This window comes from Azospirillum brasilense (assembly GCF_008365405.1).
In the GTDB taxonomy this organism is placed as follows: Bacteria; Pseudomonadota; Alphaproteobacteria; order Azospirillales; family Azospirillaceae; genus Azospirillum; species Azospirillum brasilense_D.
This window is the reverse complement of record NZ_QOKV01000001.1, coordinates 164320-177773: the sequence shown is the minus strand read 5'-3', so window position 1 is coordinate 177773 and position 13454 is coordinate 164320. Positions and strand designations below refer to the sequence as shown.

Here is a 13454-nt window from a genome sequence, read left to right as displayed (position 1 = left end):
GTCACGGTCTTACGACGGCCCAAGGTCTCGCCCCATGACCTATGTCAAGCGGTTGGAGGACGGAGTCCGTTTACTTTCCGGTAACACAATCCGCTCGCGCAGCATTGTATCACTGAGCAGGCGCAGCATGGCAAGACCTTGCGGGTTGGAGCGCAGGATTGGCGGAACGTTGAGCTTTCCGTGAGAAATTGACTATGGGATCCACCCACCCCTGCCGATTCCGCGACGCACACACACGCCGTGCGCATGGCAGGAGGCTCAGGCGCTCGCCACCGACGTGGTGGGTTCTTCGGGCAACGGGTTGTGACGGTCGCCGACCATCACCACGGAAATGGAGAAGACCGTGCCCTTGCCCACACGGGACCGCACGTCGACCTGATGGCCCAGGATCTGGGCGGTGCGCCGGACGATCGACAGCCCCAGCCCCAGCCCGCGCCCGCTGTCCCGCTGGTCGGTGCCGCAGCGGTAGAAATCGTCGAAGATCAGCTTGAGCTGGTCGGCGGGAATGCCCGGCCCGGTGTCCCACACCTCGACCAGCGCATGCCCGTCGCGGCGCCGGCAGCCCAGCAGGATCGTCCCGGTTTCGGCGTAGCGCAGCGCGTTGACCAGCAGGTTGCGCACCATGCGCTCCAACAGCACCGGATCGCTGAGCACATAGGCGGAGGTCGGCACCATGCGCAGGACCATGCCCTTGCCGGACGCCTGCTCCGCGAATTCGCGGTTCAGCCGGTCGGCGATGTCCTGGAACGGGAAGACGGTGGGACGCGGCTTGACGTTGCCGGCCTCCAGCGCGGAGGTGTCGAGCAGCGTGTTGAGCAGCGTGTTGCCGGCGGCGATCGCCTCCCCCAGCTTGCCGGCCACCTCCAGCTGCTTGGCGTCCGACAGGCGGGCGGACAGGATGTGGTGGAACAGGCTCATGGCCTGGAAAGGCTGGCGCAGGTCGTGGCTGGCCGCGGCGAGGAAGCGCGACTTGGCCCGGTTGGCCCGCTCCGCCTCGGCGTGGGCCTCGGCCAGCGCCTCGCGGATGCGCACCCCGTCGGAGATGTCGATGGCGGCGCAGATCACGCCCGACACCACCCCGGCATCATCCCTCAGCGGCTCGACGATCAGGTCGAACACCTGTTCCTTGCCGGGCGCCGCCCCGACGCGGACCTCCTGCCGGGAGCCGGTGCCGGTGTCCAGCACGGACCGCTTGACCGCGTCCAGCCGCGCCGCGTCGTCCGGCGCGTGGATGTCGGTGTTGGTCCGGCCGATGAAGGTTTCCGCCGCCCGTCCGGTCTGCGGGTTGTACATCCACATGTAGCGAAGGTTGCGATCCAGGCTGAAGACGGCGACCCGCGAATGGCGCAGCGCCATGCGGAACCGTTCCTCGCTTTCGCGCAGCGCGCGGGCCATGGCGGCGCGGGCGCGGGCCTCGGTCACCAGAAAGCGCTTGGCCTGGGCCTCGCGCCGGGTGTAGCCGGCCAACGCGCCGGTCAGCAGAAGCCCCATCGCCACGACGATCCAGGCCGGATAATCCATCGGCGCCAGCCGCGGTTCGGGCGGAATCGCCAGCACCAGGGTCCAGCGCCGCCCGCCGATCACCAGATCGCGCTCGAGCACCGCCTCGCCGTCCTTGCGAAGCTCGCCGAAGGGAACGCCCTCCTGGTTCGCGGACGGAACGGCGAGATCGCGGGACGCCAGGACGCGCCCGCCGGCGCCCGCCGGCCCGTCAAGCAGGTACACGGCCCCGTGCAGGCCGTCCACACGGTTGCCCGCCTCCTCCAGAAGGCGGGCGATGCCGAAGACCGAGGAAACGTAGCCGGCGACCTCCGCGCAGCGGTCGGCCCCGTCCATCTCGTCGACGGGGTAGCGGTAAACGGGAAGATACAGGCCGATGCTGCGCCCGGCCTCCCCCCGCGGACGCGGCGGCAACGCCTCCGTCGCCGTCAGGTCGCCCGACGCGCAGGCCCGCGCCAGCACCTCCGCCCGGTTGGGCAGGGACAGGATGTTGATCCCCTGCCCGAAGGCGCCGCCCCGCTCCGGCTCCATCAGCGTGTTGACGAACAGATCCCCCTGGGAAGCCGGGGGGGCCGTGCCGGGGACGCCGTCGCCCGTCTCGCCCGCGTCCCGGACGGCGAAGTCCCGGCGACCGGCGGCCCGCATCGCCGCCTCCAGCGCGGGAACCTCCGCCGCGGGCACCCGGCTTACCCACGCGACCGACCACAAGCCGGGATAGAGCGGCATGATCGGCCGGACCGCCGCCGAGAATCCGTCGCGGGTGGCCGGACGGGGGTCCGAAAAGGCCGAGCGCAGCGTGCGCAGCAGCAGCGCATGGCTGCCGATCCGCTCCGTCAGGGCATCATGGAACTGGGCGAACTGCCGCTCGTGCTGCGAGCGCTCCGCCTCCCGGTTGGCGGCGCGCATCTGGAAAAAGGCGCCAAAGGTCAGCGTCAGGCCCGCGGCGACCAGCACCGGAACCGCAAACGAGACCCGCCCCCTTCTGTCCAGCAGCGGCATTGCACCCGTTCCCAACGGCGTTTTCACCAAAATCGTCGGATCATCCGACTATAGCAAGCGGCCCGGCACCCCGATAATGGAAAAGCCCTCATCCTCCCAAATGGATAGTCGGCTCCGGCGAGGACACGGGGCGTCCCGACTATTGATTGTCATTTGCAGAGGGATTGCGCACTCATTTCGATGTCAATTCTGCAATACAAGGCGCCATGCTGCGCCCAAGCATCGGCAGCGACACGAAACCTTCTCAGGACTTCAGGCGCTCGCGGCCGAGAAGCCGTGCCACGGCGCCCCGCAGGGCCATCGGCGCCACCGGCTTGTGCAGCAGCGGATAGCCGGACAGCCGCGCCTCGCGCAGGCGCATCGGGTCGGTGTCGCCGGTCAGGATCAGGCCGGGCAGCGCGGCGTCGAGCGCCTTGCCGATCTGACGGATGGCGACGATCCCGTTCATCGCACCCTTCAGCCGCAGATCGGAGATGACGAGATCGGGCGCCTGCGGACCGGGGCCCAGACGCTCCAACGCGGCATCCACCGAGTCCGCGGCGATCACCGCGCAGCCCCATTGGCCGAGCAGCGCGCCCAGCGCCTCCAGCACCATCGGGTCGTCCTCGATGACGAGCACGCGGGCGCGGCTGACATCCTCGCCGGGCGCCATGGCGTCGACTCCGGCAGGCCCGGCGGGCTCCGCGAGTGCCGACGGCTCGTCCGCGCCGTCCGCGGCCCGCGGCACCAGAACCGCCAGCATGGTGCCGCGACCGGGCGCCGAGTCCACCTCCAGCTGGTGCCCAAGCCGCCGCGCCAGCCCACAGGCCAGCCGCAACCCGAGGTCGATCACCAACGGATCGCCCGCCCCGTCCGGGCGCCGGAACTCCTCCCGCAGGGTGCGCAATTGTTCGGGCAGCAGGCCGCGCCCGGTGGACCACAGTTCGATCCGCAGGTCCGGTCCCTGGCGGCGGCAGCCGAGCACGACCCGCCCCCGCTCGGTGTGGCGCAGGGTGTTGGCGATGAATCCCTGGAGAATCCGCTCAAGAAGCGAAGCGTCGGTGGCGACCCGCACCGAACAGGGCAGCACCGAGAAGCGCAGCCCCCGCCCGTCGAAGCGCGGGGCCGCGTCGAGCGCGATCCGAGTCAGGAGGCCGTTGACCACGGGCGCGCCGATGTCCGGCTGGACCAGACCGGCCTCCAGCCGCACGAGGTCGAAATGCCCGTCCACCATGCCGCGCAGCGACTGCACCGCGTTGCCCATGGCGTTCAACAGGTCGCGCGCCGCCGGATCGTTCAGGGCGCCGCCCCGCCCTGCGGCGCTCTTCCCGCCGCCGCTGGCCGCCCCGTCAAGCCGCCCTTCCAGCGCCCCCAGCAGCAGCGACAGGGCGGCCAGCGGCTGGCGCAGGTCGTGGCTGGCCGCGGCGAACAGGCGGCCCGACAGGTCGGCTCCCGCCGTGGGCCCGTTCGCGGTGGCGCTCTCTCCGGCCGGGCCCTCTCCAGCGGTGCGACGGACGAACCCGCCGCCGCTGAGCGGCCAGTCGATGACGGTGTGGCCGGCCGGCAGACCGCGAAAAAGAGGAGCCAGCGTTTCCGGCAGGGCGCCCTGGACCAGCAGGCGCCCGGCGCTGGGCAGCGCCTCCGCCTCCTCGTTCCAGGCGGACAGCCGGTCGTTGGCGTCGAAGACCAGGACCGCGCCACGCCGTCCCGCGCCTTGCCGATATGCTCCCTCGCTCGTCACGGGCGGCATCCCCCACTGCGTGCACGCGGTTTTCCCGACGACCGCAAGCGGCCCGGTGCAATCCAGGCTACGGAAGCGGCGTCCAGGATCAAGCCCGCCGTTCGTCCGACCCCTGCAGGATAATCGGGCCGCAGCATGCCCCCGCCGCAAGAACGATCCGGCACAACGCCCGAAGCCGCTGGGCTCCCGAACAGTTCGGTGCATTTTTATATAAAAGTCAAGAAAAGGCACTGAATTGACGTCACAGCCTCACAATAACACGATGGATTGTCGCAATTTGTCGGTTGCATGTTTCTCGAATCTTTTCGACTATGCGACCAATGGATGCCGTAACCGAAACCCCTTTCCGCGACCGACGACCGGAGGCGGCGACGCCGGCTGGCGCGGAGCATCCTGCGCTTTTGGACGGTGGAAGGCCGGGCGCCGGTGAATTGGCCGGTGATGCGTTGGCGGGTGCAGCGATGGCGGCCCTCGCCGACGGAATCGGCGTTCTGACCGCGGTCCACGACGCCACGGGCGCCATCGGCGATTTCGAATGGCTGACGGCCAACCGCGCGGCGGAACGGCTGTTCGGGCACCCCCTGGCCGGGCGCCGGCTGCGCGCGGACGATCTTCAGGATGGTGGGGAAGCCGGCCTGTTCGCCAGCCTGGCCGACTGCCTGGCCGAGAAACAGGCGGTGCGGCGCCTGGTGATTGCTCCCGGCGGGGCGCGCTGGCGGATCGCCGCGACCCCGTTCGACGCCGGCATGGCGGCGCCATCCGTCTGCGTGACCCTCGTGGAGCTTGGCCCCGAGGTTCCCGCCGTGCCGGAATCGGACCGCGCCCACCGGGCGAAGGCCGAATTCCTGGCGCACATGAGTCACGAGCTGCGCACCCCGCTGAATGCGGTGCTGGGTTTTTCCGAAGTGCTGCTGGCGGAGACTTTCGGCCCGCTCGGTTCCCCCCGCTACCGAAGCTACGCCGCGGACATCCACGCCAGCGGCACGCATCTTCTTTCGCTGATCGACGGCATCCTCGACCTGTCGCAAAGCGAGACCGCCCGGACGGAGATGCAAGAGGAGGCCATCAACGTGGCCGACGCCGCCCGTCAGGCGCTGACCCAGGTGGGCGACAAGGCCGCGGCCCGCGGCGTGGACATCGGGGAGGATCTGTCCAGGGACCTGCCCCTGCTCTACGGCGACGCCCGGGCGCTTCAGCGGATGCTGACCAACCTGCTGTCGAACGCGGTGAAGTTCACCCCGTCGGGCGGGCAGGTGATGCTGTCGGCCAGCCCCATGCCGGACGGCGGAATCGGGCTGATGGTGGCCGACACCGGCGCCGGCATCGGTGAGGACGAATTGGCCCGCGTCCTGGAGCCCTTCGGCAGTGCCGACATGGCGGTTCCCCGCGGCGCCACCGGGACCGGCATCGGCCTGCCCGTGGTCAAGCGGCTGATGGAGATGCACGGCGGTCGCCTGGACCTGTACAGCGAACCCGGCGCGGGCACGACCGCCATCCTGATGTTCCCGCCGCGGCGCAGCCTGCCTCATTCCACCTCTCACGGGGCCACCTCTCACGGGGCCACCTCTCACGGGGCCAGCTCCTACGGCATGGCCCATGCGGGAATCCGCGCCTGACCCTTTCGCGCCGCCCGGATCGACGAAAGCCCCTTGGCAAAGGCGTGAAGCCGGGTCATTGTGCCGCTTCGTTCCCGAACTGTTCCGTTTCACATGGCCGATATCCTGTTGCAGGGCGATGAGCCGACGATTCCGGCGAGCGGCGCCGTCCCGATCTTCCGTGGGGTGCGCCGGGCGTTGGCCGCGCGCGGCTTCGTCAGCATGGCGGAGTTCCGGCTGGCCAGCGGCCGCCGCGCCGACGTTCTGGCGATGGACGGCGCCGGCACCGTCGTCATCGTCGAGGTAAAAAGCTGCGCGGCCGACTTCCGCTCCGACCAGAAATGGCCGGAATACCGGGACTGGTGCGACGCCTTCTACTTCGCGGTGGACGATGCCTTTCCGGCGGAGCTGATTCCCGACGACTGCGGCCTGATGGTCGCCGACTCCTATGGCGCTGAAATCCTTCGCGAGGCGCCGGAACACCGGCTGGCCCCGGCCCGGCGCAAGGCGCTGACCTTGCGCGCCGCGCTCACCGGGGCCGGGCGCCTGCACCGGATCGAGGACCCGTCCTGGACCCAGGACACCTCGCCGGTGTGATTGCCCCCGGTTTGATCGTCCAACGCGCGATTGCCCGGTGCGTGATTGTTGGGTGTGACCGAAGTCCCATGGCAAACCCTCGTCAAGCCGGTGTAAGCTCCACCGAGAACGGGAACGGTCGGGCGGACATGCACGCACAGGATGCCAGCCCATCCGCCGAAGCGGAAGCGCGCCATGAACGCCGCAACCTGCGGCTGGGCGCCCCCTGGATTGGGACAACATGGCTCGGCACATCTCGGATCGGCGCACTGGCACTGGCCGCGCTGCTGTCCGGTGCCAGTGCCGGCGGTTCCGCATGGCTCGCCCTGGCCGAGATGGACGCCCGCGCGCGCGGCCAGGCCGCCCGCAGCCTGGATGAAGCACTCGACCTCATGCGCGTCGCGGCGTTGGCCGCCGGGCTGTCCTCCAGCGCGGCCGAGCTGGAAGCGGCGGGCACCGCCCAGCGTCGGCTGACCGCCCACAACGCGCTGCGCCAGAGGACGCAACAACTCGCCGCCATGCTGGAGGCCCTGCCAAGGGATTGGCGTGCGGAACTGCGGTTCGCCGCCTTGGCCATCCGCGCGGAAGCGGACGAGCTGAACGCCACGGTGGAACGCCGTCTGGCCGGGCAGAGCAGCCTCCAGGACCTCACCGAACAGGTGGCGGGCCGCAGCGAGGCGCTGGCGCAGGCGCTCGCCGCCGCGCACACGCCGTCACCGGGCGCCGAAACGATGCGCCGGATCGACGCCTCACGGCAGGCGGTGGCCCTCCGGCTGCTCGCCGCCGGGTCGGCGCCGGCCTCGGCCAGCTCCGCACGGTCCGAATTCCGCAAGGCCGCCGGGGCGCTGTTCGACGCGCTGAACGATCTGCCGATCGATGCCGCCAGCCCGCGCCGCGCCGACGCCGCGCGCCAGCTTGTCGCGCTGGGAATGGACGAGCAGAACGTCTTCGACCTCCGGCAGGAGCAGGAGGCGCTGACCGCCAAGGCGGCGGGGATCGCCACGCTGCTGGGCGGCACCGCCAGCGACCTCGCCCATCGGGCCGGCCGCGGCGCGCTGGCCCTGCGGGACGGGCTGCGGGACGGGCTGGATGGTCCGATCACCCAACGGGCCGGGGTGGACCTGTCGGCCGCCGCTCCTGCCGGTGTCGGGCTGCTCACCGGGCTGGCGGTCTTCGCGGTCGGCTTGGGCGTCGCGCAGACCCGCGCCCAGCGCACCGCGCCGCCCGATCCGGACAAGACGGAGCCGGCCGGCCCGACGCGCGAACGGCCCTCGCTGCGCATCCTGCTGGCGGAGGACGAGCCGGTCAGCCAGCAGGCCGCGGCGATGCTGCTGCGCCGCGCCGGCCACGCGGTGACGGTGGCGGGCGACGGGCAGGCCGCCGTGGCAGCGATGGAGCGGGAGCGCTACGACCTCGTGCTGATGGACATGCAGATGCCGGGCATGGACGGGGTCGAGGCGACCCGCCGCATCCGCGCCCTGCCCGACGGGGCCGGAACCGTGGCGGCGGGGCTGCGCATCGTCGCGCTGACCGCCTCCGCCCTTCCCGACGTGGCGGAGCGCTGCCGGGCGGCGGGGGCCGACGCCGTCCTGGAAAAGCCGCTGCGTCTGTCCGCGCTGGACGCCCTGCTGGACCGCCTGTCCGCCGCCGCCGACGACGACGACGACGACGCCGACGACAACGACGCCGCGGGCATTCCCCCTCCGCTGGACGGCGACCCCGGCCTTCCCGTGTTCGAGGAGGACGCCATCCGCCAGATGCGCGAGCATCTGCCGGCAGAGCGTGTGGCCGTCCTCGTGGCCAACACCCTCGTCACGTTGCGTGGTTACCACGCCGCCCTGAAGCAGGCCTGGAACGCCGGCGACCGGGCGACCACCGGGGCCATGGCCCACAAGATCGCCGGGGTCGCCGGCATCTATGGCTGCATGGCGCTGCGCGGCGCGGCGCAGGCGCTGGAACGCGCCCTGGACACCGGGGAGGGCGACCCCGACGCCCTGTGCCGTGCGCTGGACACCGCGGTTCCGCCAGCGCTCGCCGCCTTGGACCGGTGGAGCGGCGGCTAACGCACCGCCACCGGCTGGCTCGGCCCCTCGCCCTCCGGAATGTCCGAGCGGCCCGCGCCCAGATCCTTCTGCATCATGACCACGTCCAGCCAGCGCCCGAACTTCAGCCCCACGGCCTCGACCACGCCGCAGGTGCGGAAGCCCAAGGCGGTGTGCAGCCCGATGGAGCCGGCGTTCTCCGACCCGCCGACCAACGCCACCATCTGGCGGTAGCCCTGCGCCACGCAGCGGTCGATCAGCGCCTGGAGCAGCAGGCGCCCGAGGCCCTGGCCGCGCGCCTCCTCGGCGATGTAGACGGAATCCTGGATGGTGAAGCGGTAGGCGGAGCGGACGTGGTAGGCGCTGCCGTAGGCGTAGCCGAGGACCGCGCCGTCGCGCTCGGCGACCAGCCAGGGCAGCCCGGCGCCGGTGATGGCGCGGAAGCGCGTCTCCAGCTCCGCCACGTCCGGCGGCTCCTCCTCGAAGGTGCCGACGCCGTGAAGGACATGGTGCTCGTAGATTCGCTGGAAGGCGGGGACATCCTCGATGCGGGCGTCGCGGATGGTCGGTGCGCTGGTCATGGCCGGATGAATCCGAAGGATGGGCAGGTCCACCATCCTGCCGCACGTATTTTGCTGTCGCAACCGTGCCACCCAGCCGATATGTACAGAACTGGAACGCGCTGTGTGCAACAGGGCTTTAGGGCAGGTCTTTTCAGGGCAAGGGGTTGGAAGCGATGAAGATCAACGGCCGGACGGTGCTCGTCTGCGATTGCGCCCACAGCATGGCGCTCGACGGCAAGGCGTTGGCCAGGGCCTGCGGGGCCGCGGCGGGGGCGGAGGGCGAGCTGTCCGTCGCCACCCAGCTCTGCCGCACCCAGCTCGACCGGTTCGAGGCGCGCGTGGCGGAGGGCGCCCCGCTGCTCGTCGCCTGCACCCAGGAGGCCCCGCTGTTCGCGGAGATCGCGGCGCAAGACAACCCGGACGCCGCGCTTGCCTTCACCAACATCCGCGAGCGCGCCGGCTGGTCGGACGAGGGCGCGCTCGCGGGGCCGAAGATCGCCGCCCTGCTGGCCGAGGCGGCCATGGACATCCCGCCGACCGGCACCATCACCCTGGCGTCGGAAGGCACCGCGCTGGTCTACGGCACCGACGAGCGCGCCATCGAGGTGGCCCGGCAGCTGTCCGGCAGCCTGGACGTCACCGTTCTGCTGAAATCCCCCAAGGACGTCGCCCCGCCGCGCGTCATGGATGTGCCGGTCTTCAAGGGCACCATCCGCGCCGCCAAGGGCTGGCTCGGCAACTTCGAGATCGTGGTGGACGACTACGCCCCGGCCATCCCGGCCTCGCGCGCCGTCCTCGGCTTCGAGCCGCCGCGGCACGGCGCCGCTTCGCGCTGCGACGTCATCGTGGACCTGACCGGCGGCGCCCCGCTGTTCCCCGCGCACGGCAAGCGCGACGGCTACCTGCGCCCCGACCCCGACAGCCCGGCCGCCGTCGCCAAGGCGGTGTTCGAGGCCGCCGATCTGGTCGGCGAGTTCGAGAAGCCGCGCTACATCGACTTCAAGGCCGACCTCTGCGCCCATTCGCGCAGCCGCAAGACCGGCTGCACGCGCTGCCTGGAGGTCTGCCCGACCGGCGCCATCACGCCGAACGGCGACCATGTGGCGATCGACCCGCACGTCTGCGCCGGCTGCGGCTCCTGCGCCTCGGTCTGCCCGACGGGGGCCAGCACCTACGCCCTGCCGCCGCTCCAGACCGTCTACGAGCGGCTGCGCACGCTGCTCTCCTCCTACGCCAAGGCCGGTGGGACGGAGCCGGTGCTGCTCGTCCACGACCCGCGGCACGGCGACGAGATGATCTCGCTGATCGCGCGCTACGGGCGCGGCCTGCCGGCCCGCGTGCTGCCCTTCGCGGTGAACGAGGTGACGCAGCTCGGCTTCGACGTGTTCGCGGCGGCGCTGGCCTACGGCGCGGCGCGGGTGCGCGTCCTGGTCGGGCCGGGCAACGCCGGCGAGACGGCCGGGCTGGCCAGCCAGATCGGTCTGGCCGAGACGGCGATGGCGGGCCTGGGCTACGGCTCGGGCCGGGTGTCGATCATCGACGCGCAGGACCCCGACGCGGTGGCCGCCGAGCTGTGGAGCCTGCCGCGCGAGGATGCCCCCGCTCCCGGCACCTTCCTGCCGATGGGCGGCAAGCGCACCGTCACCATGCTGGCGCTGCGCCACCTGCACAAGGTCGCTCCGGAGCCGGTGGAGGTCCTGCCGCTGCCGCCGGGCGCCCCCTTCGGGCGGGTGCAGGTGATGACGGAGGGTTGCACGCTCTGCCTGTCCTGCGTCGGCGCCTGCCCGACCGGCGCGCTGCTCGACAACGCCGACAAGCCGATGCTGTCCTTCTCGCAGGACGCCTGCGTGCAGTGCGGCCTGTGCAAGACGACCTGTCCGGAGAAGGTCATCGCGCTGGTCCCCGAGATCGATTTCCGCGACAGCGCCCGCGGCGCCAAGGTGCTGAAGGAGGAGGAGCCCTTCTGCTGCGTCAAGTGCGGCAAGCCCTTCGCCACCAAGTCCTCGATCGACAAGATCGTCGCGGTGCTGGCCGGACGGCACGCCATGTTCGCCACACCGGAGGCCGCCGACCGCATGCGCATGTGCGGCGACTGTCGCGTGGTGGACCAGTTCGAGCGGGGCGACTCGCCCTTCGCGCTCGGCGCCCCGCGCGCGCCCCGCACCACCGAGGACTATCTGCGCGAGCGGGAACTGGCCCAAAACGGCAAGGACGGTGGCCCGGACGGCGGCAGCATCCACTGAGCGCTTCCGTCCGAACCGTGCACGGTGCCGGGATTTGATCCCCGTCAAGTCCCGGCGCCGCGCGCCGTGGTCTGCTGCGCCTGAAATTCCAGGTGGCGAAAAATCCGCAACTCGGACCTATATATCAGGATCGGGTTCGGGGTCATAATCGCCGCCCGGACTGCACGATACGGACCCCCTTGGGGAGAAGCCTGACGATGACGACCGTTCCGCCGACCGCCGCCGCCCCGCTCGTCGATCCTTTTGGGCGGACCGTCAGCTATCTGCGCGTGTCCGTCACCGACCGCTGCGACCTCCGCTGCGTCTACTGCATGGCGGAGGACATGAGCTTCCTGCCCAAGGCGGAGGTGCTGACGCTGGAGGAGATCGACCGCGTCTGCTCCGCCTTCGTCAAGCTGGGCACCCGCAAGCTGCGCCTCACCGGCGGCGAGCCGCTGGTCCGCAAGGGCATCCACGAGCTGATCCACAGCCTGGGCCGCCATGTGAAGGCCGGCGACCTGGACGAGCTGACCCTGACCACCAACGGCACCATGCTCTTCAAATATGCCGGCGATCTGGTGGAGGCCGGGGTGCGCCGGATCAACGTGTCGCTGGACACGCTCGACCCCCACAAGTTCCAGGCAATCACCCGCTGGGGCCGGCTGGACAAGGTGCTGGGCGGGCTCCAGGCCGCCAAGGAGGCGGGGCTCCAGGTCAAGATCAACACGGTCGCGCTGAAGGGCGTGAACGACGACGAGTTCCACCGGCTGGTCGGCTGGTGCGGCGAGCAGGGCTTCGACCTGACCTTCATCGAGGTCATGCCGATGGGCGAGATCGGCGACGAGGCGCGTCTCGACCAGTATCTGCCGCTCAGCCTCGTCCGGGCGGAGTTGGCCAAGCGCTGGACGCTGGACGAGATCGACTACCGCACCGGCGGCCCGGCCCGCTATGTCCGGGTGGCCGAGACCGGCGGGCGTATCGGCTTCATCACGCCGCTGACCCACAATTTCTGCGAAAGCTGCAACCGTGTGCGGCTGACCTGCACCGGCACCCTCTACATGTGCCTGGGCCAGGAGGACGCCGCCGACCTGCGCACCCCGCTGCGCCTCAGCGACGACGACGGACTGCTGGTCCAGGCGGTGCGCGACGCCATCGCCCGCAAGCCCAAGGGCCACGACTTCATCATCGACCGCCGCCACCAAGGCCCGGCGGTGCCCCGCCACATGAGCGTGACCGGCGGATGAGCCGCCCGCAGGCGAGCACCTTTGCCCCTCCGGGGAGAGGGGACTTGACGTGCAACAGCCCCGCCCTTTGACCGAAGCGGCCTTCTGCAACCGGGCATCCTGCGCTATGGTCCCCCCGACATGACCGAAACCGCCGCCAAGCTGCCCGCCGATCCAACCCTGGACCCGCTGGCGCCCGATTCCTCGACCCGCAAGCCCGCCGACCTCCGCATCGCCTTCTGCGCGGCGAACACGGAAGAGGCGATGCGGGCGCGCACACGGCTGGTCCACCGCTATGGCAACGCGCCGCTGGAGGACGCCGACGTCGTCGTGGCGCTGGGCGGCGACGGATTCCTGCTGGAGACGCTGCACCGCGCGCTGAAGCGCGACGGGCAGAATCCCCCGCCCGTCTATGGCATGAACCGGGGATCGGTCGGCTTCCTGCTGAACGTCTTCCGCGAGGACGAACTGGCCGAGCGGCTGGCCAGCGCCCAGAGCGTCAAGCTGCACCCCCTGCGCATGAGGGCCACCCGCTGCAACGGCGAGCAGGTGGAGGCGCTGGGCATCAACGAGGTGTCGATGCTGCGCGAGACGCGGCAGGCCTCGAAGCTGCGCATCACCGTGGACGGCGTCGTCCGCCTGCCGGAGTTGATCTGCGACGGCGTGCTGGTCGCCACCCCCGCCGGCAGCACCGCCTACAACCTGTCGGCCCACGGGCCGATCATCCCGCTGGGCGCCGGGGTGCTGGCGCTGACGCCCATCAGTTCCTTCCGGCCGCGGCGCTGGCGCGGCGCGCTGCTGCCTCACAGCTCCAAGATCACCGTGGACATCCTTGAGGAGGTCAAGCGCCCGGTCAGCGCCGTGGCCGATTCGACCGAGGTGCGCGAGGTCATCCGCGTCAACGTGGAGGAGGCCCGCGACGTCACGCTGACCCTGCTGTTCGACCCGGAGTTGAACTTCGAGGAGCGGATTCTGATGGAGCAGTTCTCGCCGTAACGCTTGTTTCCGGCGTCG

The 13454-nt window shown here is 70.9% G+C and carries 9 protein-coding genes; 6 read left to right on the top strand and 3 right to left on the bottom strand.

Annotated features, from left to right (window positions below; genetic code table 11):
• Positions 1-258 precede the first annotated feature (258 nt).
• Entirely contained in the window at positions 259-2499 is a 2241-nt protein-coding gene (locus tag DS837_RS00835; RefSeq protein ID WP_149163031.1) for a sensor histidine kinase, read from the bottom strand.
• Between the two features lie 244 nt (positions 2500-2743).
• On the bottom strand, positions 2744-4219 hold the full coding sequence (locus tag DS837_RS00830; RefSeq protein ID WP_247889708.1) for a hybrid sensor histidine kinase/response regulator: 1476 nt from the start codon (positions 4217-4219) through the stop codon (positions 2744-2746).
• A 461-nt stretch (positions 4220-4680) separates the two neighbouring features.
• Between DS837_RS00830 and DS837_RS00825 the strand changes: the two genes are divergently transcribed.
• The 3 genes from DS837_RS00825 to DS837_RS00815 all read left to right on the top strand — a co-directional run bounded on the left by DS837_RS00825 (position 4681) and on the right by DS837_RS00815 (position 8453).
• Positions 4681-5835 (top strand): sensor histidine kinase, encoded by a 1155-nt coding sequence (locus tag DS837_RS00825; protein WP_149163029.1) that lies wholly within the window; start codon positions 4681-4683, stop codon positions 5833-5835.
• Positions 5836-5928: 93 nt separating this feature from the next.
• Positions 5929-6411, top strand: a complete 483-nt coding sequence (locus tag DS837_RS00820; protein WP_149163028.1) for an MmcB family DNA repair protein — start codon at positions 5929-5931, stop codon at positions 6409-6411.
• A 128-nt stretch (positions 6412-6539) separates the two neighbouring features.
• On the top strand, positions 6540-8453 hold the full coding sequence (locus DS837_RS00815; protein ID WP_170295697.1) for a response regulator: 1914 nt from the start codon (positions 6540-6542) through the stop codon (positions 8451-8453).
• Here DS837_RS00815 and DS837_RS00810 read toward each other — a convergent pair.
• Positions 8450-9013, bottom strand: a complete 564-nt coding sequence (locus tag DS837_RS00810; RefSeq protein ID WP_149163026.1) for a GNAT family N-acetyltransferase — start codon at positions 9011-9013, stop codon at positions 8450-8452. The two genes, DS837_RS00815 and DS837_RS00810, sit on opposite strands and share 4 nt — an antisense overlap.
• A gap of 155 nt (positions 9014-9168) precedes the next feature.
• Here DS837_RS00810 and DS837_RS00805 point away from each other — a divergent pair, with 155 nt between their 5' ends.
• From DS837_RS00805 to DS837_RS00795, 3 genes are all read left to right on the top strand, one after another.
• On the top strand, positions 9169-11238 hold the full coding sequence (locus tag DS837_RS00805; RefSeq protein ID WP_149163025.1) for a 4Fe-4S binding protein: 2070 nt from the start codon (positions 9169-9171) through the stop codon (positions 11236-11238).
• Between the two features lie 197 nt (positions 11239-11435).
• Positions 11436-12461 carry a GTP 3',8-cyclase MoaA gene (gene moaA / locus DS837_RS00800; RefSeq protein WP_014241273.1) on the top strand — a complete coding sequence of 342 codons (1026 nt, stop codon included), beginning with the start codon at positions 11436-11438 and terminating at the stop codon, positions 12459-12461.
• Between the two features lie 120 nt (positions 12462-12581).
• Entirely contained in the window at positions 12582-13436 is an 855-nt protein-coding gene (locus tag DS837_RS00795) for an NAD kinase (RefSeq protein ID WP_149163024.1), read from the top strand.
• Positions 13437-13454: the final 18 nt, after the last annotated feature.

What these genes read in the sequence shown, in the direction of transcription:
- DS837_RS00795 (WP_149163024.1), top strand. Translation starts at nt 12,582, where the DNA reads ATGACCGAAACCGCCGCCAAGCTGCCCGCCGATCCAACCCTGGACCCG.
- DS837_RS00805 (WP_149163025.1), top strand. Translation starts at nt 9,169, where the DNA reads ATGAAGATCAACGGCCGGACGGTGCTCGTCTGCGATTGCGCCCACAGC.
- DS837_RS00835 (WP_149163031.1), bottom strand. Translation starts at nt 2,499, where the DNA reads ATGCCGCTGCTGGACAGAAGGGGGCGGGTCTCGTTTGCGGTTCCGGTG.
- moaA (WP_014241273.1), top strand. Translation starts at nt 11,436, where the DNA reads ATGACGACCGTTCCGCCGACCGCCGCCGCCCCGCTCGTCGATCCTTTT.
- DS837_RS00820 (WP_149163028.1), top strand. Translation starts at nt 5,929, where the DNA reads ATGGCCGATATCCTGTTGCAGGGCGATGAGCCGACGATTCCGGCGAGC.
- DS837_RS00810 (WP_149163026.1), bottom strand. Translation starts at nt 9,013, where the DNA reads ATGACCAGCGCACCGACCATCCGCGACGCCCGCATCGAGGATGTCCCC.
- DS837_RS00815 (WP_170295697.1), top strand. Translation starts at nt 6,540, where the DNA reads ATGCACGCACAGGATGCCAGCCCATCCGCCGAAGCGGAAGCGCGCCAT.
- DS837_RS00825 (WP_149163029.1), top strand. Translation starts at nt 4,681, where the DNA reads ATGGCGGCCCTCGCCGACGGAATCGGCGTTCTGACCGCGGTCCACGAC.